At 71.4% G+C, this 22,019-nt stretch carries 14 protein-coding genes; 9 read left to right on the plus strand and 5 right to left on the minus strand.

Features of this window, described 5'->3' with window-relative positions; all coding sequences use genetic code 11:
- Window positions 1-69 precede the first annotated feature (69 nt).
- Genes polA through ABUE11_RS04640 form a run of 3 tightly spaced genes read left to right on the plus strand, consistent with a single transcriptional unit; the run spans window position 70 to window position 3,823 of the window.
- Window positions 70-2,829, plus strand: coding sequence for a DNA polymerase I (polA, locus tag ABUE11_RS04630; protein WP_367067876.1), 2,760 nt, complete (start codon window positions 70-72; stop codon window positions 2,827-2,829).
- A gap of 14 nt (window positions 2,830-2,843) precedes the next feature.
- Window positions 2,844-3,518, plus strand: coding sequence for an AzlC family ABC transporter permease (locus tag ABUE11_RS04635; RefSeq protein ID WP_367067877.1), 675 nt, complete (start codon window positions 2,844-2,846; stop codon window positions 3,516-3,518).
- Window positions 3,515-3,823 (plus strand): AzlD domain-containing protein, encoded by a 309-nt coding sequence (locus ABUE11_RS04640; RefSeq protein ID WP_367067878.1) that lies wholly within the window; start codon window positions 3,515-3,517, stop codon window positions 3,821-3,823. The genes ABUE11_RS04635 and ABUE11_RS04640 overlap by 4 nt, the downstream gene beginning before the upstream one ends.
- Here ABUE11_RS04640 and ABUE11_RS04645 read toward each other — a convergent pair whose 3' ends face one another.
- On the minus strand, window positions 3,824-6,154 hold the full coding sequence (locus ABUE11_RS04645; protein WP_367067879.1) for a xanthine dehydrogenase family protein molybdopterin-binding subunit: 2,331 nt from the start codon (window positions 6,152-6,154) through the stop codon (window positions 3,824-3,826).
- Between the two features lie 147 nt (window positions 6,155-6,301).
- Here ABUE11_RS04645 and ABUE11_RS04650 point away from each other — a divergent pair, with 147 nt between their 5' ends.
- Both ABUE11_RS04650 and ABUE11_RS04655 read left to right on the plus strand, forming a co-directional pair.
- Window positions 6,302-7,198 (plus strand): dienelactone hydrolase family protein, encoded by an 897-nt coding sequence (locus tag ABUE11_RS04650; RefSeq protein ID WP_367067880.1) that lies wholly within the window; start codon window positions 6,302-6,304, stop codon window positions 7,196-7,198.
- Between the two features lie 105 nt (window positions 7,199-7,303).
- Window positions 7,304-8,119, plus strand: coding sequence for a ZIP family metal transporter (locus ABUE11_RS04655; protein WP_367067881.1), 816 nt, complete (start codon window positions 7,304-7,306; stop codon window positions 8,117-8,119).
- A 248-nt stretch (window positions 8,120-8,367) separates the two neighbouring features.
- On the opposite strand, the gene ABUE11_RS04660 is transcribed toward ABUE11_RS04655, so the two are convergent.
- Entirely contained in the window at window positions 8,368-9,117 is a 750-nt protein-coding gene (locus ABUE11_RS04660; RefSeq protein WP_367067882.1) for a LytTR family DNA-binding domain-containing protein, read from the minus strand.
- A gap of 55 nt (window positions 9,118-9,172) precedes the next feature.
- A complete protein-coding gene (locus ABUE11_RS04665) occupies window positions 9,173-10,231 on the minus strand; it encodes a histidine kinase (protein WP_367067883.1) in 1,059 nt (352 codons plus the stop codon).
- 49 nt (window positions 10,232-10,280) lie between these two features.
- On the opposite strand from ABUE11_RS04665, the gene argH reads away from it, so the two are divergent.
- Together argH and ABUE11_RS04675 are read left to right on the plus strand one after the other, a co-directional pair.
- Window positions 10,281-11,741 (plus strand): argininosuccinate lyase, encoded by a 1,461-nt coding sequence (gene argH / locus ABUE11_RS04670; RefSeq protein ID WP_367067884.1) that lies wholly within the window; start codon window positions 10,281-10,283, stop codon window positions 11,739-11,741.
- Between the two features lie 22 nt (window positions 11,742-11,763).
- On the plus strand, window positions 11,764-12,738 hold the full coding sequence (locus ABUE11_RS04675) for a Bug family tripartite tricarboxylate transporter substrate binding protein (RefSeq protein WP_367067885.1): 975 nt from the start codon (window positions 11,764-11,766) through the stop codon (window positions 12,736-12,738).
- A gap of 16 nt (window positions 12,739-12,754) precedes the next feature.
- Here the strand turns inward: ABUE11_RS04675 and ABUE11_RS04680 are convergent, their stop codons facing one another.
- Both ABUE11_RS04680 and ABUE11_RS04685 read right to left on the minus strand, forming a co-directional pair.
- The gene (locus ABUE11_RS04680; protein ID WP_367067886.1) at window positions 12,755-13,132 is read right to left on the minus strand and encodes a hypothetical protein; all 378 of its coding nucleotides are present in this window, start codon (window positions 13,130-13,132) and stop codon (window positions 12,755-12,757) included.
- A gap of 179 nt (window positions 13,133-13,311) precedes the next feature.
- Window positions 13,312-14,454, minus strand: coding sequence for a helix-turn-helix transcriptional regulator (locus ABUE11_RS04685; RefSeq protein ID WP_367067887.1), 1,143 nt, complete (start codon window positions 14,452-14,454; stop codon window positions 13,312-13,314).
- Window positions 14,455-14,565: 111 nt separating this feature from the next.
- Here ABUE11_RS04685 and ABUE11_RS04690 point away from each other — a divergent pair, with 111 nt between their 5' ends.
- Window positions 14,566-20,610 (plus strand): MG2 domain-containing protein, encoded by a 6,045-nt coding sequence (locus ABUE11_RS04690; RefSeq protein ID WP_367067888.1) that lies wholly within the window; start codon window positions 14,566-14,568, stop codon window positions 20,608-20,610.
- A gap of 300 nt (window positions 20,611-20,910) precedes the next feature.
- On the plus strand, window positions 20,911-22,008 hold the full coding sequence (locus tag ABUE11_RS04695) for a metallophosphoesterase (RefSeq protein ID WP_367067889.1): 1,098 nt from the start codon (window positions 20,911-20,913) through the stop codon (window positions 22,006-22,008).
- Window positions 22,009-22,019 lie beyond the last annotated feature (11 nt).

Consider the following 22,019-nt stretch of genomic DNA (forward strand, 5'->3'; position numbering starts at 1 on the left):
GGGTGATGGGCAGAAGTGTCGATTGTGCGGCCGGTTCGGGCCGGGGTGCTTCGGTTGCACAATCCGTTCATGAGCGACATCAAAACCCTGGTGCTGGTCGATGGGTCCAGCTACCTCTACCGCGCCTTCCATGCCATGCCCGACCTGCGCGCCGTGCCGGGCGACCCCACGAGCGCGGCCACGGGCGCCATACGCGGCATGATCAACATGCTGCAGGCGCTCAAGAAAGAGCAGCCGGCCGACTATGCGGTCTGCGTCTTCGACGCGCCGGGCCCGACCTTTCGCGACGCCATCTACCCCGACTACAAGGCCAACCGCTCGCCCATGCCCGACGATCTGCGCGCGCAGATCGCGCCCATCCACGAGGTGGTGCGCCTCTTGGGCTGGCCGGTGCTGGCCATCGAGGGCGTGGAGGCCGACGACGTCATCGGCACGCTGGCGCGCACCGCGGCCGACCAGGGCGTGCGCGTGGTGATCTCCAGCGGCGACAAGGACCTGAGCCAGCTCGTCGACGAGCACATCACCATCATCGACACCATGAACGGCAAGCGTCGCGACGTGGCCGGCGTGACGGCAGAGTTCGGCGTGCCGCCGGCGCTGATGATCGACTTCCAGACCCTGGTGGGCGACGCCGTGGACAACGTGCCGGGTGTTCCGAAGGTGGGCCCCAAGACGGCCGCCAAGTGGCTCATGGAATACGGCTCGCTCGACGCGCTGGTGGCCAGCGCCGGCGCCATCAAGGGCGTGGCGGGCGAGAACCTGCGCGGCGCCCTGGCCTGGCTGCCCACGGCGCGCAGCCTGGTCACCATCAAGACCGACTGCGATCTGGGTGCGCATGTGGCGGGGCTTCCTGCTCTTGATTCAATAGCTGTTGGCGAAGAACAGACGGGCGCTTTGGCCGATTTTTATCAAAAGTACGGCTTCAAGAGCCTGGCGCGTGCGCTGCAGAGCGAGGCCCAGGCCACGAGCGGCGACCTGTTCGCCCAGCCCGACGCGAGCATCGTCGCCACCGCCGCCCAGCAGCGCGACGTGGCCTACGACACCATCCTCACCTGGGAGCAGCTCGACGCCTGGCTCGCGCGCCTGCAGGCCGCGCCGCTGGCCGCCGTGGACACAGAGACCACGTCGCTCGACGAGCTGCGCGCCGAGATCGTGGGCATCTCCTTCAGCGTCGAGCCCGGCTCGGCCGCCTACATCCCGCTCGCGCACTGCGGGCCGGACGCGCCGGCGCAGCTGCCGCTCGATCAGGTGCTGGCGCGCCTCAAGCCCTGGCTCGAAGACCCCGCGTGCCAGAAGCTCGGTCAGCACATCAAGTACGACCGCCATGTGTTCGCCAACCACGGCATCACGGTGCGCGGCTACGCGCACGACACCATGCTGCAAAGCTATGTGCTGGAGGTGCACAAGCCCCACGGCCTGGCGAGCCTGGCCGAGCGCCACACGGGCCGCACCGGCATCAGCTACGAGGATCTGTGCGGCAAGGGCGCCAAGCAGATCCCGTTCGCCCAGGTGGCCGTGGACAAGGCCGCGGCCTATTCCTGCGAGGACTCGGACCAGACCCTCGACGTGCACCGCGTGCTCTGGCCGCAGCTCGCGGCCGACGCGCGGCTGCGCGCCATCTACGAGCTGGAGATCGCCTGCAGCGAGACGCTGTTTCGCATCGAGCGCAACGGCGTGCTCATCGACGCGCAGCAGCTCGCGAGCCAGAGCCACGCGCTGGGCCAGCGCATCCTGCAGCTCGAGCAGGAGGCCTACGACATCGCGGGCCAGCCCTTCAACCTCGGCAGCCCGAAGCAGCTCGGCGAGATCTTCTTCGACAAGCTCGGCATGCCCGTCATCAAGAAGACCGCCACCGGCGCGCGCAGCACCGACGAGGAGGTGCTGGAAAAACTCGCCGAGGACTACCCGCTGCCCGCCAAGCTGCTCGAGCACCGCAGCCTGTCCAAGCTCAAGGGCACCTATACCGACAAGCTCAGCCAGCTGGCCGACCCGCGCACCGGCCGCGTGCACACGCATTACGCCCAGGCCGTGGCCGTGACGGGCCGGCTGTCGAGCAACGACCCCAACCTGCAGAACATCCCCATACGCACGCCCGAGGGCCGGCGCGTGCGCGAGGCCTTCGTCGCCCCGCCGGGCCGCGTGATCGCGAGCTGCGACTACAGCCAGATCGAGCTGCGCATCATGGCCCACATCAGCGGCGACGCGGCACTCCTGCGTGCCTTCCACGAGGGCCTGGACGTGCACCGCGCCACCGCCGCCGAGGTCTTCGGCGTGGCCGTGGATCAGGTCACGAGCGAGCAGCGGCGCTACGCCAAGACCATCAACTTCGGCCTGATCTACGGCATGAGCAGCTTTGGCCTGGCCAGGAGTCTGGGCATAGACAACCAGGCGGCCAAGAACTACATCGACCGCTACTTCCAGCGCTACCCCGGCGTCTGGCAGTACATGCAGGACACCAAGGCTCAGGCCAAGGCGCAGGGCTATGTCGAGACCGTGTTCGGCCGGCGCCTGTACCTGCCCGAGATCAACTCGCCCAACGGCCCACGCCGCGCGGGGGCCGAGCGCGCCGCCATCAACGCGCCCATGCAGGGCACGGCCGCGGACCTCATCAAGAAGGCCATGGTCGCCGTGCAGGCCGCGCTGGATGCGACCAGGCCCGAGGTGCTGATGATCATGCAGGTGCATGACGAACTGGTGTTCGAGCTGCCCGAGGGCGACGTGGACTGGCTGCGCGCCGAGGTGCCGGCGCTGATGGCCGGCGTCGCCGAGCTCAGGGTGCCGCTCCTGGCCGAGGTCGGCGTGGGGCCGAACTGGGACAAGGCGCATTGACGGCCAGACCCGCCATGACCCCGGCCGTGCGCATGGGGCTGTCCATCGCCCTGGCCACGGGGCTCTACGGCATCTCGTTCGGCGCGCTGGCCGTGGCCGCGGGGCTCACGGTGGCGCAGGCCATGGGCTTGAGCCTGCTGATGTTCACGGGCGGTTCGCAGTTCGCCTTCATAGGCGTCATCGCGGGCGGCGGCAGCGGCGCGGCGGCCGTGGGCGCGGCCACGCTGCTGGGGGTGCGCAACGCGGTGTACGGCATGCAGCTGCAGCGGCTGCTCGCCCCACGCGGCTGGCGGCGCGCCGTGATGGCGCAGCTGACCATTGACGAATCGGCCGCCACGGCGCTCGCGCAGGAATCGCGCGACGAGCAGCGGCTGGGCTTCTGGACGGCAGGCATCGGCGTCTTCGTGCTTTGGAACGCGTTCACGCTGCTCGGCGCGCTGCTCGGCGACGCGCTGGGCGACCCGCGCCGCTTCGGGCTCGACGGCGCGGCCGTGGCCGCGTTTCTGGGCCTGCTCTGGCCGCGCCTGCGCGGGCGCGAGCCCGTGGCGCTGGCCCTGGTCTGCGGCCTGGTCACGGCGCTGGCCATACCGCTGGTGCCTCCGGGCCTGCCCATTCTGCTGGCCGCGGCCGTGGGCGCGGCCTGGGGGTGGCTGCGGCCCGCACCAGGCTCCGCGCGGGAGGCCGCATGAGCCTGTGGAGCGCCATCGTGCTTGCCGGGCTGGCGGCCTTTGCCATCAAGCTCGCGGGCTACGCCGTGCCCGCGCGCTGGCTGCACAGCCCGCGCATGCTGCGCGTGGCGGGGGCGCTCACGGTGGCGCTGCTGGCCTCGCTCACGGTGATGAACACCCTGGCCAGCGGCGCGGCGCTGGCGCTGGATGCGCGCCTTGCCGCCCTGGCCGTGGCGGCGCTGGCGCTGGCGCTGCGCGCGCCGTTTCTGCTCGTCGTGGTGCTGGGCGCGGCGGCCGCGGCGCTGCTGCGCTGGGCCGGGGCCTGATCAGGGCTGCTGTTGCAGCAGCTGCCACAGCCTCCCGGGCGAGAGCGGCATCTGCAGCTTGGGCGCCAGATCCGCGCGGCCGGCGCGCGCCAGCGCATCGGCCACGGCGTTGACCACGCAGGGCGCGGCGCCGATGGTGCCGAGCTCGCCCACGCCCTTGACGCCCAGCGGGTTGTTCAGGCAGGGTGTGGACTCGTCCATCTCGTGGACCATGGGCGGTGCCAGGTCGGCATGCGGCAGCGCGTAGTCCATGAGGCTGCCGCTCACCAGCTGGCCGCTGCCTGCGTCGTAAGCCACGGCCTCGCACAGCGCCTGGCCCAGGCCCTGGACCACGCCGCCGTCGAGCTGGCCGCGCACGATGAGCGGATTCACCACGCGGCCCACGTCGTTGACGCTGGCATAGGCCACGACCTGTACGGCGCCGGTGGCGGGGTCGAGCTCCACCTCGCACACATGGCAGCCGTTGGGCCAGGAGGGGCCGGCGACGGCGCTGGTGCTGTCCATGAAGATGCGTGCATCGGGTTGGCGCGCGGCGAGTTCGGCCAGCGTGAGCTGCATGTCCGTGCCCGCGACCCGGTAGCGCCCGGCCTGGTATTGCACGTCGTGCACCGCGGCCTCCAGCGCCTCTGCGGCGAGCGCGCGGCCATGCTCTATGGTGCGCTCGGCCCCTATGCGCACGGCCGATCCGCCCGTGAACAGCGAGCGCGAGCCCGCGCTGCCAAAGCCGTCGCCGCGGTCGGTGTCGCCCAGTACCACGCGCACCTGGGTGAGCGGGATGCCGAAGGCGTCCACCACCAGCTGGGCGAGCGAGGTGGCTATGCCCTGGCCCATGGCGTTGACGGCCGAGAACACCTCGACCACGCCGTCGGCGCCGATGCTCATGGTGACGCGCTCCTCGAAGGCATTGCCGCCCGTCCATTCGAGAAAGGTCGCAAGCCCCAGGCCGCGCCACAGCCCGCGCGCACGCGAGGCCGCGGCACGCGCCTCGAACCCGTCCCAGTCGGCCAGCCGCAGGCCCTGATCCATGACATGCTCGAAGCGCCCGCTGTCATAGGTCTGGCCCATGGCGTTGGTGTAGGGCATTTGCGCGGGGGCGATGAAGTTGCGCCGGCGCAGCTCGACGCGGTCCATGCCGGTCTGGCGCGCGGCCTCGTCGATCAGCCGCTCCATGAGGAAGATGGCCTCGGGCCGGCCCGCGCCGCGGTAGGCGCCCGTGGGCGCGGTGTGTGTGAGCACGGCCTGGAAGCAAAAGTCGATGGGCGCGATGTCGTACACGCTGGTCTGCACCCAGGGGCCGATCAAGAGCTGGATCGCCACGCCCGTGGGCGTGGCGTAGGCGCCCACGTTGGCCTGCGAGTGCAGGCGCAGCGCGAGGATGCGGCCCTGGGCGTCGAGCGCCATCTCGGCCTGGCTCTGCACGTCCCGCCCATGGGCGGAGGAGAGAAATTCCTCGCCGCGCTCGGCCGCCCATTTGACGGGGCGCTTCAATTGCCACGCGGCCCAGGCGGCGGCGACATCCTCGGGGTAGGCGGCGGTCTTCATGCCAAAGCCGCCGCCCACGTCGCCCACCACCACGCGCACCTGGGCATCGGCCAGCCCCAGGCAGGCGCAGACCAGCTTCTTCACGCCGCTGGGCATCTGCGTGCTCATGCGCAGCGTCAGCCGCCCATCCTCGGGCGCCACCCAGGCCAGCAGCGTGCGCGGCTCCAGCGTCACGGCGGCCACGCGCTGGTTGGTGATGTGAAGGCGAACCACATGGTCGGCCCGGGCAAAGGCCGCGGCGGTGGCGGCCGCGTCGCCATGGCGCATCTCGGCGGCGATGTTGTCGGGCGCGGTCGGCGTGAGCTGCGGCGCGTGCGCGGCGAGCGCGCCCCGCACGTCGACCACGGCGGGTAGTTCCTCGTAATCCACCCACACGGCCTCGGCCGCGTCCCGGGCCTGCTGCAGGGTCTCGGCCACCACGGCGGCCACGGGTTCGCCCACGAAGCGCACCCGCTCGTGCGCGAGGGCGCGGCGCGCGGGGCTGGCGCCGGGGGTGCCGTCGGCGCGCTTCATGCCCGGGCCGGGCAGGGGCTGCACGCCCGCGGCCACCAGCTCGGCGCCCGTGTATATGGCCAGCACGCCGGGCAGGGCCTGGGCGGCGGCCTTGTCGATGCCGGTGATGCGCGCATGGGCGTGGGGCGAGCGCACGAACCCCAGGTGGGCCAGGCCTTCGGGCGCAAAGTTGTCGGCAAAGCGGCCCTCGCCGCGCAGCAGCTGCGCGTCTTCGAGGCGCTGCACGGCCTGGCCGCTGCCAAAGCGGGTGGTGTCGAGTTCGGGGGCGTTGCTCAAGGGCGGTCTCCTGTGTCTTTGTTGTCTGCCTGTGTCGTCTGCATGTCCGACGGGACGGGGCCCACTGTAGCGATTGCCAGAGCCGCCTGCAGCGGGCTGTCCCTAGAATCCACCGCACGCACCACCGCGCCGACACGGGAGCCCGCAATGGACGACGACCTGAACCCAGACCTCCAACGCGATCTGCATGCCTTGCTGCCCGGGCGCGGCGTGGCCAGCCGGCGCCGGGCGCTCGGCCTGGTGCTGGGCGCGGGCTACGCGGCGGCGGCCGCGCCCGTGTTGGCGCAGCAGGCGATTGCCACGCCGGCCGCGGGGCTCACGGCCGGAGAGGTGAGCTTTGCCGTCAATGGCGCCCAGGTGCACGCCTACCGCGCCGCGCCGCAGGGAAAGACGGGCCTGCCCGTGGTGCTGGTGGTCTCGGAAATTTTTGGCGTGCATGAGTACATCGCCGACGTCTGCCGGCGCCTGGCACGCGAGGGCTATCTGGCGGTCGCGCCCGACCTGTTTGCGCGCCAGGGCGACCCGGCCAGCTATACCGAGGTGGCCCGGCTCATGAGCGAGCTCATCGCCAAGGTGCCCGACGCCCAGGTCATGGCCGACCTGGACGGCGCCGTCCAATGGGCCGGCGCCCATGGCGGCGACCTGCAGAAGGTGGCCGTCACCGGCTTTTGCTGGGGCGGGCGCATCACCTGGCTGTATGCGGAGCACGGCCCGGTGCGGGCCGGCGTGGCCTGGTACGGGCGCCTCGTGGGCCAGACCGGCGTGCTGCACCCCAGGCAGCCCGTGGACGTGGCGCCCACCCTCAAGGCGCCGGTGCTCGGCCTGTACGGCGCGCAGGACGGCGGCATACCGCTTGACACGATTGATAAGATGAGGGCAGCACTCGGTGCGGGCTCCGCGGCGGCCAAACGCTCGGAGTTCGTGATCTACCCCGACGCTCCCCACGCCTTTCACGCCGACTACCGCGCCAGCTACCGCAAGGACGACGCGCAGGACGGCTGGCGCCGCATGCTGGCCTGGTTCAGGCAACATGGCGTGGCGTGAGGGCCGGCGCGCCGGCTGCGACCGCAAAGCCCCTCGGGGCTTTTTTTGATGGTGTTTTTGATAAGAAATTGGCCTCTACCCCAATAGGGACGGGCGCAAAAAGCTATGACATTGGTAGCAATCATCCTGGCCACCCTGGCCGCAGGCATTGGCAGTGTATGGATCGCGGCGGCGCTCTTGCGCGTCGGTCTGGGCGGGCGTGGGCGCGTGGGGCCGCAGCATCTGCTGAGCCTGGCGGCCGGCGCGCTGCTGGCCACGGCGTTCACGCTCATCCTGCCCGAGGCCTTCGAGGGGCCGGTCGATGCGCATGACCTGTTCGTCACGCTGCTGCTGGGGCTGGTGTTCTTCTTCTTGCTGGACAAGGCCGAGCTCTGGCACCACGGCCACGAGCACGGCGCGGGCGAGCGGCATATCCACGGCCATGGGGGGCACGACCATGACCACCATCATCATCACCATGGCCATGGCGGCTGGTCGCTGCTCACGGGCGACAGCGTGCACTGCTTTGGCGACGGGGTGCTGATCGCCTCGGCCTTCGTGGCCGACATGCGCCTGGGCCTGGTGGCCGCGCTGTCGGTGCTGGCGCACGAGGTGCCGCACCACATCGGCGACCTGGTGGTGCTGCGCCACAGCCACCAGCACCGCAACGCGGCCCTGCTCAAGGTGTCGCTGGCCGGCGCCGTGACGGCACTGGGCGGCCTCGTGGGCTACTACGTCGTCGGGCTGTGGGACGGGGCGCTGCCCTACTTTCTGGCGGTTGCCGCCAGCAGCTTCATCTACGTGGCCCTGGCCGACCTGATCCCCCAGCTGCAAAAGCGCCTGACGGCCGCGCAGACCCTGGTGCAGATCGCCTGGCTCACGGGCGGCATCGTGATGGTGACCGTGGTGGGCGCGCTGGCGCACCACGGGCACGGGCATTGACGCTGGCCCCTTCGTCATCCCCGCGAAGGCGGGGATCGAGGCGCGCCGGTCGGATCGTGGACAACGGCCCGCTTTCTTCGTCATCCCCGCGAAGGCGGGGATCCAGAGGAGTGCCTCAACCACGGTGGATCCCCGCGTTCGCGGGGATGACGTGGGAGAGGGGATGACGTGGGAGGGGATGACGTCGGGGAGGGGATGAGGTGGGCGAGGGGATGACGTCGGGGAGGGGCGTGGCGCAGCCCGCCGGTCTATAGACCGGCCAGCGCCTCGCGCACCGTGGCCACCTGGCGGCGCGAGACCGGCAGCGGCTCGGCAAGCCCCTGCAGGCGCACGGCCCAGCCCTCGCCCTCGCTGGCGTCGTAGTGGCGCTCGAGCGCGCGCAGGGCGTGGCGCGCCACCAGCGTGCTGCGGTGCACGCGCAGAAACTGCGCCGCATGGCGCGCCTCCAGATCCGACAGCGCATCGTCCACCACATAGTGGCGCGTGGCGGTGCGCACGGTCACGTATTTCTGCTCGGCCTTGAGGTACAGCACCTCGGCCAGCGGCACGCGCTCGGTGCGGCCCCTGTCCTGGATCAGCATCGCCTCGCCTTCCGCGGCGGGCGCTGCCGCCGGTATGGCCTGCGCCTGGCCGCCGGCGCGCTGCACCTTGGCAAGGGCCTGCTGCAGGCGCTGCAGGCGCACGGGCTTGGTCAGGTAGTCCACGGCGTCGAGCTCGAAGGCCGAGAGCGCATGGTCGGCATGCGCGGTCACGAAGACGATGGCCGGTGGGCAGGGCAGGGCGCGGATCTGCTGCGCGAGAGACAGGCCGTCCTGGCCCGGCATGTGGATGTCGAGCAGCACCAGGTCCACGGCGCGGCCGCCGCTGATGGCGAGCTGCGCAAGCGCCTCGCCGGCATGCGCGGCCTCGCTCACGCGGTGGCGCGCGTCGCAGTCGCCCAGCAGCGTGCGCAGCCGGCTGCGCGCGAGTTGCTCGTCGTCAACGATCAGGATATCCATGGTGCATTCATTCTTGGTGCTGCGCCGAATGCGCCATTCAGGCGCGGGGCGGCGTTCATGAAACAGGTATGGCGATGCGCACCCGGTACAGGCCCTGCTCCACGCCGGCGCTGAAGTCGCAGTCCACGTCGTGCAGCAGGCGCAGGCGCTCGCGCACATTGGCCAGGGCGATGCCGTGGCCGCGCGTGGCGGGGGCGGTGGTCTCGGGCGGCAGGGTGTTGGCGATGCTGAGCACCACGCGGCTGCCGCGCCGCTCGGCGGCGATGCGCAGTTTGGCCAGCCCGGGCGTGGGCTCCACGCCATGCTTGACGGCGTTCTCCACCAGCGGCTGCAGCAGGAGCGGCGGCAGCCGCGCCGCGCCCGCGCGCGGGTCTATCTGCCACTGCACGCGCAGGCGCTCGCCAAAGCGCACCTGCTCTATGTCCAGATAGCGGCGTGCGAGCGTGATTTCGTCGTCCAGCGTGGCCGATTCGCCCTGCTCGACGAGCGCGTGGCGAAACAGGTCGGCAAGGTCTTCGAGCAGCGCTTCGGCACGCGCCGGCTCGCTGCGCACCAGGGCGATGGCGCTGTTGAGCGTGTTGAACAGAAAGTGCGGCCGTATGCGCGCCTGCAGCTCGGCGAGGCGCGCCGTGGTGGCGGCCGGCGCGCGTGCGCGGGCGCGCAGCCGCAGCGCCGTGACCAGCAGCGCGGCCAAGAGCGCGCCGCTGGCCGCGCAGGCCAGCCAGGGCGGGCCGCCCTCGGCGGCGCCGGCCAGCACCAGCATGGCGCAGGCGTACAGGCCCGCCAGCATGCCCAAGAGCACGCCGGCCACGTACTGCAGCGGCTCGCCCAGGCGCTGCAGCGCCTTCTTGAGGCTGCAGGCCGTGACCAGCCAGGCCAGCGTCGCCGGCAGCGCGCCGCCCGTGTACAGGGCCAGCCGCGCCAGCCATTCGCCGGCGCCGCCCGCGCCGAACATCGCGCCCACGCCCAGGACGGCCTCCACGAACAGCACGGCGCGCAGCACCACGCCGACCTGGCAGGCGTCGAACACCAGCGCGCGGCCCGCCCGCGCGCCGCGCGGCGCGGGCTCGGGCAAGGGGGCGGGGTGGGTCGATAAAATTTGCGTTTCCTGCATCGCGGCATCCGGGCGTTCCGGCTGTCGTAACCCTCTGATTATTGCCCTCATGTCCCACACCCCCGCATCGCAACCCTCCCACGACCAGCTCGCCACCAAGGCCCAGGCCTGGTCGGCGCTGTTCTCCGAGCCCATGAGCGACCTGGTCAAGCGCTACACGTCGAGCGTGTTCTTCGACAAGCGACTGTGGCAGGCCGACATTGCGGGCAGCCTGGCCCATGCCGAGATGCTGGCCGCGCAGGGCATCATCGGCGCGCAGGACCTGGCCGACATCGAGCGCGGCATGGCCCAGATCCGGCAGGAGATCGAGGCCGGCCAGTTCGACTGGAAGCTGGACCTCGAGGACGTGCACCTGAACATCGAGGCGCGCCTGACCCAGCTCGTGGGCGACGCCGGCAAGCGCCTGCACACGGGCCGCAGCCGCAACGACCAGGTGGCGACCGACGTGCGCCTGTGGCTGCGCGGCGAGATCGACCTGATCGCCGGCCTGCTCGCCGAGCTGCAGCTGGCGCTGGTGGAGGTGGCGGAGAAAAACGTGGATGTCATCCTGCCCGGCTTCACCCACCTGCAGGTGGCCCAGCCCGTGAGCTTTGCCCACCACCTGCTGGCCTATGTGGAGATGTTCAGCCGCGACGCCGAGCGCATGCTGGACGCCCGCCGCCGCGTGAACCTGCTGCCCCTGGGCAGCGCGGCGCTGGCCGGCACCACCTACCCGCTGGACCGCGAGCGCGTGGCGCGCACGCTGGGGATGGACGGCGTGTGCCAGAACAGCCTGGACGGCGTCTCCGACCGCGACTTCGCCATCGAGTTCACGGCCGCGGCCAGCCTGTGCATGGTGCACGTCTCGCGCCTGTCTGAAGAGCTCATCATCTGGATGAGCCAGAACTTCGGCTTCATCCGCATCGCCGACCGCTTCACTACCGGCTCGTCCATCATGCCGCAGAAGAAGAACCCCGACGTGCCGGAACTGGCGCGCGGCAAGACCGGCCGCGTGGTCGGCCACCTCATGGGCCTGATCACGCTGATGAAGGGCCAGCCCCTGGCCTACAACAAGGACAACCAGGAGGACAAGGAGCCACTGTTCGACACCGTCGACACCCTGAAGGACACGCTGCGCATCTTTGCCGAGATGATCGGCGGCCAGGTGAACCCCGCCACCGGCGCCAAGGAGGGCGGCATCAGCGTGAATGCCGAGGCCATGCGCGCCGCCGCGCAAAAGGGCTATGCCACGGCCACGGACCTGGCCGACTACCTGGTCAAGAAGGGCCTGCCGTTCCGCGACGCGCACGAGACCGTGGCCCACGCCGTCAAGGCCGCCCAGTCGCACAACGTGGACCTGTCGGAGCTGCCGCTGGCCGTGCTGCAGGGCTTTCACCCGGCCATCGAGAAGGACGTGTTCGACGCACTGAGCCTGGAGGGATCGCTGAACGCCCGCAACACCCTGGGCGGCACGGCGCCCGCGCAGGTGCGCGCGCAACTCGCGCGCCACCGCGCACGCCTGGCGGCCTGAGTCCATTGAACGGCCGATCACCATGCGCCTGACCCGCCGCCACCTGCTCGCCAGCGCCGCCCTGCTCGGTGCCGCGCCCCTGCTGCCCGCCCGGGCCGATGCGTCCAGGACGCTGCGCATCCTCGTGGGATTTCCGCCCGGCGGCGGCTCGGACGCCATCGCGCGCCTGCTCGCCGACCGGCTCAAGGATGTGCTGGCCATGACCGTGGTGGTGGACAACCGCCCCGGCGCGGGCGGACAGATCGCGGCCCAGGTGCTCAAGAGCGCGCCGGCCGACGGCCTGACGCTGTTCCTCACGCACGACCACACCATCTCCATCCTGCCGCAGGTCGTGAAGAACCCCGGCTTCGATCCGGCGCGCGACTTTGTGGCCGCGGGCGGCTTTGCCACCTTCGTCAACGGCCTGGCCGTCTCGCCGGGCACGCCCGCGGCCCGCTTTGCCGACTATGTGGACTGGGTGCGCCGCGCGCAGGGCGGCAAGAGCGCCGTGGGCATACCGGCGCCGGCCTCCACGCCCGAGTTTCTGGTGCGGCTGCTGGGCCGGCGCTACGGCCTGGACCTGGTGGCCGCGCCCTACCGCGGCAGCGCGCCCATGATGGCCGACATGCTGGGCAACCAGATCGCGGCGGGCATAGGCTCGGTGCAGGACTTCATCGAAAACCACCGCGCGGGCAAGCTGCGCATGCTGGCCGTGCTCGGCGCGCAGCGCCAGCAGGCACTGCCCGACGTGCCCACCTTTGCCGAGCTGGGCCTGGCCGGCTTCGAGGACCAGCCGTACTACGGCTTCTACGCGCCCGCGGGCACGAGCGAAGCGGCGCTGGCGCGCTTCTCCGACGCCCTGGCCCAGGTCGTCGCCCAGCCCCAGGTGCGCGAGACGCTGACCACCATGGGCCTCACCGTGGGCTATATGACGCCCGCACAGCTCACGGCGCGCGAACGGGCCTACACCCGGGTCTGGACGCGCATCATCCGGGAGTCGGGCTTCACGCCGCAGTAGACATGGCAGGCGCGGTTCATTCGGCCATGCGCGATTGCCTCTGGTCAATCGGGAAGGCCGGCTGCGGCGTGCCATCGGTAGGCGCTGCCTGGCCGGGCTCCGCCGAGCTGCATGGTGGGCGTGCAAACTCCATCCGGCGCCAGGCCGTCAGTCCCGTGATCAGGGCGCAGCCCAGCACGTTGACGGTGGAGATCAGGACGAAATACATGTCATGCATCAGCAGCGCGCCGTACAGCAGCGCCGCCACATGCGAGATCGTCCACATGCTCCAGGTGAACAGCGAGATTGCCAAAGCCCCGTCGTGACAGCGCCAGACGGCGACGATTTGCGGAGCGTAGGCAAAAACGCGCGCCGCGTTGGTGATCAGATACAGCCAGCCAATGGTTGCCGCCATGGCGCCTTCTACCGATACGTACACGATCGCCTCCTTGGGCGTCGCCGCCCCGGTCAGGCATTGCTGCCTGGCGCCGTCTCCATGGCCGCTGCAGTCACGGTCGGCACGTCGCACCAATGTAGTGCGCGCGGCATGCGGCCGCGTCCACCGTTTGGTGGATGCGGCGTGCAATGCGTCGTTCAGGCCGCGGCCAGCGCCGCCGCCAGGCGCACCAGCTCGGCCTGGCGGCGGCAGCCGGTCTTGTCGAACACGCGCAGCAGATGCGTCTTCACGGTGCTTGCCGACAGTCCGAGCAGCGTGGCGATTTCGGTGGGCGTGTGTCCGTGCGTGATCAGCTCGAACACGCGTACCTCGGCCGGTGTCAGCTCGTACAGCAGCGCCAGGGCCTGGGCCGGCATGGGTGCGGGCGCTGCGGCGTCGGCGATGAACAGGGCGGCCACGGCGCGCTGCGGCAGTCCGCTGTGCAACTCGCCCGCCTTCAGCGGCAACACATGCAGGATCAGCGGTGCCGTGCCGCTGGCACGGGTCAGGGGAATCCCTATGCCGCGCTGGCCCAGCGTCATGCTGCCCGCGGTGATGCGCGCGATGGTGTCGCTCAGGGCGTGATGCGCCCTGGGGCTGCACAGGTGCAGCCTGCGCCCAGGCTGCATGGTCAGGGCATCGCCCTCCGAGAGCAGCGCGTCGGCCGCGGCATTGGCATGCACGATGCACAGCTGCTCATTGACCAGCAGCATGGCCGAGGCCAGGGCATCGAGCGCCTGTGCGAACGTCTGCGTGAGCTGGCGCTCGGTGTGCATCAGGCGCGATATGGTCAGGGCGCGCAGCATGTGCGGCGCGAGCATGCGCAGTGGCGCGATATGGCCGTCGGTGATGGCCCCGTGCGCCCAGCCCAGGCCGATACCGGCCACGGCATCGGCATCGCGCACCAAGGCCATGCCGACCAGGTCCGACAGGCCGAATGGCTTGGCGAAGCGTTCGTGCAAGGGGTTGCCATCGAGGCGCCCGCGCTCGACGGCCTGCGACAGGACGATGGGCTCGGCCAGAGGGTACTGGCGCACGCGCTCGGGGCCGCCCCAGAGGTCGATCAGGCCGGCCGCGCGCGCCTCCTGAAAGGGCTGAATCCACTCGGGTGGTATGCCGGAGGTCCAGGCCATCAGCGCCTCGCCGTCGGGCAGGCGCAGCACGGCGACCTCCGCGGTCGCAAACCCCAGGCTCGAGCGCAGGCTGTCCATGGCCAGCTGCCAGTGGCTCGGCTCGATCACGCAGTCGTAGATCAGGCCGACCAGGCGCGACATCCGTTCGGGTGAAGGGGGCGCGGGCATGGTTCACCTCCGGGCTTGTTCGTGGTCGCGCATCGGCATTGTTCGGGCCCTGGGGCAGGGGTGCATTTGCTAATCTACCCTGTCAACCTGCCGTAGGAAGCCGATTTATCCATGACTACCCGCATTGCCGCAAGCCCTCTTTTGCAGTACGCGGCGCTGCTGGCCTGCGTGTTGGCCGCCGCGCCCGCCCAGGCCCTCACGGTGAGCCGCCTGTCGCCCCAGGGCGAGGTGGCGCAGGTGCGCCAGGTCGTGGCCCGCTTCGACGGCCCGGCCGTGCGCCTGGGGGATGCCCAGGCCGCCGCGCCCTTGACCGTGGCCTGCAGCGACGCCGACGCCGCGCGCGGCCGCGGCCGCTGGACCAGCGAGCGCGAATGGGTCTACGACTTTGCCCAGGACCTGCCGCCCGGCGTGCGCTGTACGGTCAGCGTCAGGCCAGGGTTCAAATCGGCTTCCGGCGCCCAACTGGCAAGCGCGAGCAGCTATCAATTCAATACCGGCGGCCCGTTTGTGCAGAGCGTGCGGCCCGGCACCTGGCAGGAGATCGACGAGGAGCAGTACTTCGTGCTGCGGCTCAATGGCCCGGCCACGCCGGCCAGCCTGCAGCAGCACCTGTGGTGCGAGGCCGAGGGCGTGGGCGAGCGCCTGCCCGTGCGCCTCATCGAGGGCGCGCAGCGCGCCGAGCTGCTCAAGGCGCTGCGCCTGGACAAGGCCGCGGCCAAGGAGCCCTTGCGCTACGCCACGCTCAGCTGCGGCCGGCGCCTGACGGCCGGCAGCCAGGTGCAACTGGTCTATGGCCGGGGCGTGGCCACGCCCAGCGGCGTGGCGAACGCGGTGGAGAAGCGCTTTGACTTCAAGGTGCGCCAGCCCTTTGCCGTGGAGTTCGGCTGCGAGCGCGAGAACGCCCAGTCCGCCTGCCTGCCCGTGCGCCCCATGCGCGTGACCTTCAACGCGCCCGTGGCGCGCCGGCTGGCGCAGGACATACGCCTCAAGGGCGGCGACCAGACGCTGGCGCCGACCATGGAGGGCGAAGCAGAGGGCGAAAGAGGGGGCGAAGGCAGGGGCGACGCCCTGGTCAATGGCGTCACGTTTGCCGCGCCGTTTGCGCCGCAGACGCAGTATCTGCTCTCGCTGCCCGCGGGCTTCAAGGACGCGGCGGGCCGCGTGCCGGCCAATGCGCAGAGCTTTCCGCTGCAGGTGGCAACAGGCGCCATGCCGCCGCTGGCCAAGTTTGCCGCCGCGCCCTTCGGCGTGGTCGAGCGCTACGCCGAGGGCCCCGATGGCCCGGCGCTGCTGCCCGTCACGCTGCGCAACGTGGAGGCCGATCTGTCCGTGCAGGGCCTGCAGCCGGGGCAGACCCGCCCGGCCGGTGCGGCCAGTGCGGCCCAGGTCGGCACGCTGCAGCCACAGAGGGACGCCGACATCATTGCCTGGATGCGCCGGCTCGAGCGCTATGAAGACTTCAGCATCAACCGCGCCCAGGCGCGCCGCGACGTGCAGGGGCCGCTGCCCAAGGCGCTGGATGTGCGCGACCAGGGCGATCGGGGCGACCAGGGCGACCAGGTGCAGACGCGCATGCTGTCCCTGCTCCAGGGCCGGCCGGGCGTGAAGCGGCTTGCCCTGCCGCGGCCCGAGCGCGGCGACCCGCGCCCCTTCGAGGTCGTGGGCATACCGCTGCCGCCGGGCTATTCGGTGGTGGAGATCGCCTCGCCGCTGTTGGGCCGCTCGTTGCTCGATGCCGGCCATGGCGACCCGCGCACCATGTACGTGCGCACCGGCGTGCTCGTCACCAACCTGGGCGTGCACTTCAAGCTCGGGCGCGAGAACGCCGTGGCCTGGGTGACCACGCTGGACAAGGGCCGGCCCGTCGCGGGCGCGCAGGTGCAGGTCTCGGCCTGCGACGGCAGGGTGCTGGCCACGGCGCGCACGGGCGCCGACGGCGTGGCGCGTCTTTCGGGCCTGGCCAGCGAGCCGCCCGCCTGCGGCGGATCGGTCGAAGAAGGCGGCGATGGCGGCGCATGGCGCCAGGCCTACTTCGTGAGCGCGCGCAGCGGCGACGAGCTGGCCTTTGTCTGGAGCGACTGGCAGCGCGGCATAGAGCCCTGGCGCTTCAACGTGCCCACGAGCAGCGCGCCGCGCCCCGACGCGGTGGCGCACACCATCTTCGACCGCACGCTGTTGCGCGCGGGCGAGACCCTGTCCATGAAGCATGTGCTGCGCAGCCAGACCGGGCGCGGCTTCGGCCTGCCCGATGCGCGCCCCGCCGAGCTTGTCATCACCCATGTGGGCAGCGGCCAGCAGTTCACCCAGCCGCTGGCCTGGCGCAAGACGGCCACGGGCGGGCTGTCGGCCGAGAGCAGCTTTGCCGTGCCCCCGGCGGCGCGGCTCGGCGAATACCAGGTGGCGCTGCGCGAGGGCCGTGGCGAGGAGGGCGGGCGCCTGCTTGATTCGGGCAGCTTTCGCGTGGAGGAATTCCGCCTGCCCGTGTTCGAGGGGCGCATCGCCCCCGTGGGCGCGCAGACGCTGGTGCGCGCGCGCAGCGTGGACGCCGACGTGCAGGTCCACTATGTCTCGGGCGGGCCCGCGGCGCGCCTGCCGGTTCGCGTGTCGGCCATGGTGCGCGCCAGGTCGCTGCAGTTTGCCGACTTCGACGAGTTCAGCTTTGCCCCCCCGCGCGGGCGCGATGCCCCCGAGCCTGGCGACGACGCGGACCAGGATCAGGGCGATGACGCGCACAGTGACGCGCGCGTGATCGCCGACAAGCTGCCCCTGACGCTGGACGCCAACGGCGCGGGCCGCGTCACCATCGACGAGCTGCCGCGCGGCCACCAGGCGCAGGAGCTGGTGCTTGAGGCCAGCTACGCCGACCCCAATGGCGAGCTGCAGACCCTGCGCAGCAGCACCACGCTGTGGCCCGCGGCCGTGGTGGCCGGCGTCAAGACCGAGGGTTGGGTGGCCAGCGGCGAACGCGTGCGCCTGCAGGCGCTGGCGCTGTCGGCGGCCGGCAGGCCGCAGGCCGGCGTGCCGCTGGCCGTGCAGGCCATTGCGCGCAGCACGACGACGAGCCGCAAGCGCATGGTGGGGGGCTTCTACAGCTATGACAACCATGTCGAAACCAAGGACCTGGGCACGCTGTGCACGGGCAAGAGCGACGCGCGCGGCCTGCTGCTGTGCGAGGCCCAGCTCGACCAGCCGGGCGAGGTCGAGCTCATCGTGACCGCACGCGACAAGGACGGCAACGAGGCCCAGGCAGCGTCGTCGGTCTGGGTCACGCGGCGCGGCGAACTCTGGTTTGGCGGTCAGGACCATGACCGCATCGACCTGCTGCCCGAGAAGAAGAACTACGCGCCCGGCGAGACGGCGCGTCTGCAGCTGCGCATGCCGTTTCGCCAGGCCACGGCGCTGGTCAGCGTGGAGCGCGAGGGCGTGATCAGCACGCGCGTGGTGCAGCTGAGCGGCCGGGACCCGACCATAGAGCTCAAGATCGAGGAGGACTGGGCGCCCAATGTCTATGTGAGCGCGCTGGTGCTGCGCGGGCGCCTGCACGAGGTGCCCTGGTACAGCTTCTTCACCTGGGGCTACAAGGCGCCGCGCGAATGGTGGGGCGCGTTCTGGTACGACGGGCGCGAATACCGCGCGCCCACGGCCATGGTGGACCTGTCCCGGCCCGCCTACCGCCTGGGCCTGGCCGAGCTGCGCGTGGGTCGCCAGGCGCACCAGATCGCCGTGCAGGTCAAGGCCGACAAGGACAGCTACCCCGTGCGCGGCAAGGCCCAGGTCACGATTAGCGCCACGCTGCCGGACGGCAAGCCCGCAGCGAGTGCCGAGGTGGCGCTGGCCGCCGTGGACAAGGCGCTGCTCGAGCTCATGCCCAACCGCAGCTGGGACCTGCTCGGCGCCATGCTGCAGCGCCGTGCCTGGGGTGTGGAGACATCGACCGCGCAGATGGAGATCATCGGCCGGCGCCACTACGGCAGAAAGGCCGTGCCCGCGGGCGGCGGCGGCGGGCGCGCGCCCACGCGCGAGCTGCTCGACACCCTGCTCCTGTGGCAACCCGTGGTCAAGCTCGACGCCCAGGGCCAGGCCAAGGTGACGGTGCCGCTCAACGACGCGCTCACCACCTTCGAGGTCGTGGCCGTGGCCGATTCGGGCCTGGGCCTGTTCGGCACCGGCTCCACGCAGATCCGCGCCACGCAGGACCTGCAGATCATCAGCGGCCTGCCGCCACTGGTGCGTGAAGGCGACCAGTTCCGCGCCCAGCTCACGCTGCGCAACACCACGGCCCGCGCCATGAAGGTGGAGGTCGCGCCGCGTGCCACGCTGCTCACGCTCGCGCCACAGACCGTGGACATTCCCGCGGGCGAGGCGCGCGAGCTGGCCTGGGACGTCACCGCCCCGGCGCAGCAGACGCGCGCCCAGGCCCTGCTCTGGGAGATTGAGGCGCGCGATACCGTGGGCGGCGCGCGCGACGCGCTCAAGGCCAGCCAGCGCCTGGTGCCGGCCGTGCCGCTGTCGGTGCAGCAGGCCACGCTGGTGCAGATCGACGGCGAATACGCAGTGGACGTGGCCCCGCCCGCGCTCGCGCTGCCCGGGCGCGGGGGCGTGGCGCTGGCGCTGCAGCCGGGCCTGGCCGCAGGACTGCCCGGCGTGCGCGACTGGTGGGCGCGCTACCCCCATGCCTGCCTGGAGCAGCAGGCCAGCAAGGCCCTGGGGCTGGCCGATGCCCAGGCCTGGCACAAGCTTGTCGCCAGGCTGCCCACGTATCTCGATGGCGACGGCCTGGCCTACTACTTCCCGCCCCAGGCCGGCAGTGCCGACCGCGGCAGCGACACGCTGAGCGCCTATCTGCTCGCGGCCGCGCACGAGGCCGCGCGCCTGACGCCCGAGCTGGCCCTGCCGCCCGAGGCGCGCGCGCCGCTCGAGCAGGGCCTCACGGCCTTTGTCGAGGGGCGCATAGAGCGCGACTTCTGGGCGCCGCGCAAGGATCTGGACCTGCGCAAGCTCGCCGCCATCGAGGCGCTGTCGCGCTACGGCAAGGCGCAGGCGCGCTGGCTCACGAGCCTGTCCATCACACCCAATCAATGGCCCACGCATGCGGTGATCGACTGGCTCAATATCCTGCGGCGCATGCCCGACATTCCGCAGCGCGCCCAGCGCCTGCAGGAGGCCACGCTAATCCTGCGCGCGCGCCTGTCCTACCAGGGCAGCCGCCTGGGCTTTGCCACCGAGCGCGATGACGCCTGGTGGTGGCTGATGCAGAACGCCGACGTGAACGGCGCGCGCCTGCTGCTCGCCGTGCTCGATGACCCGGCCTGGAAGGACGAGCTGGGCCGGCTGGCCACGGGCTTCATCGCGCGCCAGCAGGGCGGTGCCTGGCCCACCACCACGGCCAACCTGTGGGGTGGACTGGCGCTCGCGCGGTTCGGCGCGCAGCTCGAGGCCACGCCCGTCGCCGGCACCACGCGCGCGCGCATGGGCGGCGAGAGCGCCAGCGTCGACTGGGCCAGGGTGACGCGCCGTGCGGCGGCGGACGCCGCGGGTGCGGCGCACGAGGCCAGCGCGTTCGGCGCGCCGACCGCGCCCGGCATGTTCCAGAACAACACCATGTTCCTGCCCTGGGCCGGCAGCCAGCGGCTGGCCGTCACGCACCAGGGGGCGGGCCGGCCCTGGCTCACGCTGCAGTCGGTGGCGGCCGTGCCGCTCAAGGATGCAGTGACTGCGGGCTTTGCCATCCGGCGCAGCGTCACGCCCGTGGAGCAGGCGAATCCGGGCCTGCCCGCGGGCAGCTACACGCGCGGCGACGTGCTGCGCGTGACGCTGGAGGTCACGAGCCAGGCGGACATGACCTGGGTGGCCATCACTGACCCGATTCCGGCCGGCGCCACCATCCTCGGCACCGGCCTGGGGCGCGACTCGGCCATCGCCACCCAGGGCGAGAAAAATAGCGGCAACGGCTGGCCCGCGTTCGAGGAGCGCGGCTTCGAGGCCCTGCGCAGCTACTACGAGTACCTGCCCAAGGGCCGGGTGACGCTGCAGTACACGCTGCGCCTGAACAACGCTGGCGACTTCGCGCTGCCGCCCACGCGCGTGGAGGCGCTGTACGCGCCCGACATGTTCGGCGCCGCGCCCAATGCGCGCGTAAAGGTGGTGCAACCCTAGCGACAGGCGGGTAGCGGCAAACCGGGCATGATCCTAGAAACCGCAGTTGGATGCGCCTGCCAGTGCCGTGATCGGTGTGCCAGGCAAGGCGTGACGACGCAGCGCACTCCTGTGCGCAAGGAGGAGTAACGCCGCATGGCGCGCCGAGCGCGGTGCTGGCAGGTGCATAGCGCCCTCACCTAGAAGGTGAAGGTTCTGAAGTGGCGCAAGGTCAGAGTTCATGCGGCATTCCCAAGGGTTGTCAGCGGTCAACTGCGGTTTCTAGGATGATGTATCCACATGTCACTACCCATACCCACCATGAGCCTGGTCCAGCGCTTGCCCGAGGGGCCCCTCGACATCGTCGGAGACATCCACGGCGAGATCGGGGCCCTGCGGCAGCTGCTCGCGCACCTGGGCTATGACGACGCGGGCCGCCACCCCGAGGGGCGGCGCCTGGTGTTCGTGGGCGACTTCTGCGACCGAGGTCCCGACAGCCCCGCGGTGCTGCGCCTGGTGCTGCCCATGCTCGCGAGCGGCCAGGCCCTGGCGGTGCTCGGCAACCACGAGATCAACCTGCTGCGCGGCGACGCCAAGGACGGCTCGGGCTGGTACTTCGACAGCCGCATGGCGTCCGATGCGCCCAGGTATGCGCCGTTTGCGCGCCTGCCCATGGACGAGGCGCCGGCCATGCTCGCCGAGCTGGGCCGGCTGCCGATCGCACTCGAGCGCGCCGACCTGCGCGTGGTCCATGCGGCCTGGATGGCGCCGCAGATCGCCACCGCGCGCGCCCTGACCGCGGGCAGCGCGCGCGGCGCCTATGACGAGTACGAGGACCTGGCGGCGCGCCAGGCGCTGGCCAGCAATGTGGCGGGCCGTGTGCAGCAGGAGCGCGAACAATGGCCGCACAGCCTGGAGGACCACGACCGGCGCCCGCCGTTTCTGCCCGCGCACAGCGAGCGCGAGCTCGGGAAGTCCATGGTCAACCCGCTCAAGGTGCTCACGGCCGGTGTGGAGCGTGAATGCCGCACGCCCTTCTACGCGGGCGGCAAGTGGCGCTTCGTCGAGCGCGTGGCCTGGTGGAACGACTACGCGGACGAGCAGGCCGTCATCGTCGGCCATTACTGGCGCCGCCTGCAGCCCGGCGACGCCCCGGCCCATGGCCCGCAGGCGGAAAACCTCTTCGGCCACACCGCGCCGCTGGCCTGGCATGGCCTGCGCGGCAATGTGTTCTGCGTGGACTACTCGGTGGGCGGGCGCTGGCTCGCGCGCCACCAGGGCGAGGACCCGGCCCGGCGCTTCAAGCTCGCCGCCATGCGCTGGCCCGAGCGCGAGCTGCGCTTCGACGACGGCACGCGGCACAACTCTCAGGGGTTTGGCGTGCCCATGAGGGTGCCCGCAGGCCAAGCCGGCCTGTAGGCGCCCGCCGC

The sequence above is a fragment of the Oryzisolibacter sp. LB2S genome (assembly GCF_040732315.1).
GTDB lineage: Bacteria > Pseudomonadota > Gammaproteobacteria > Burkholderiales > Burkholderiaceae_C > Alicycliphilus > Alicycliphilus soli.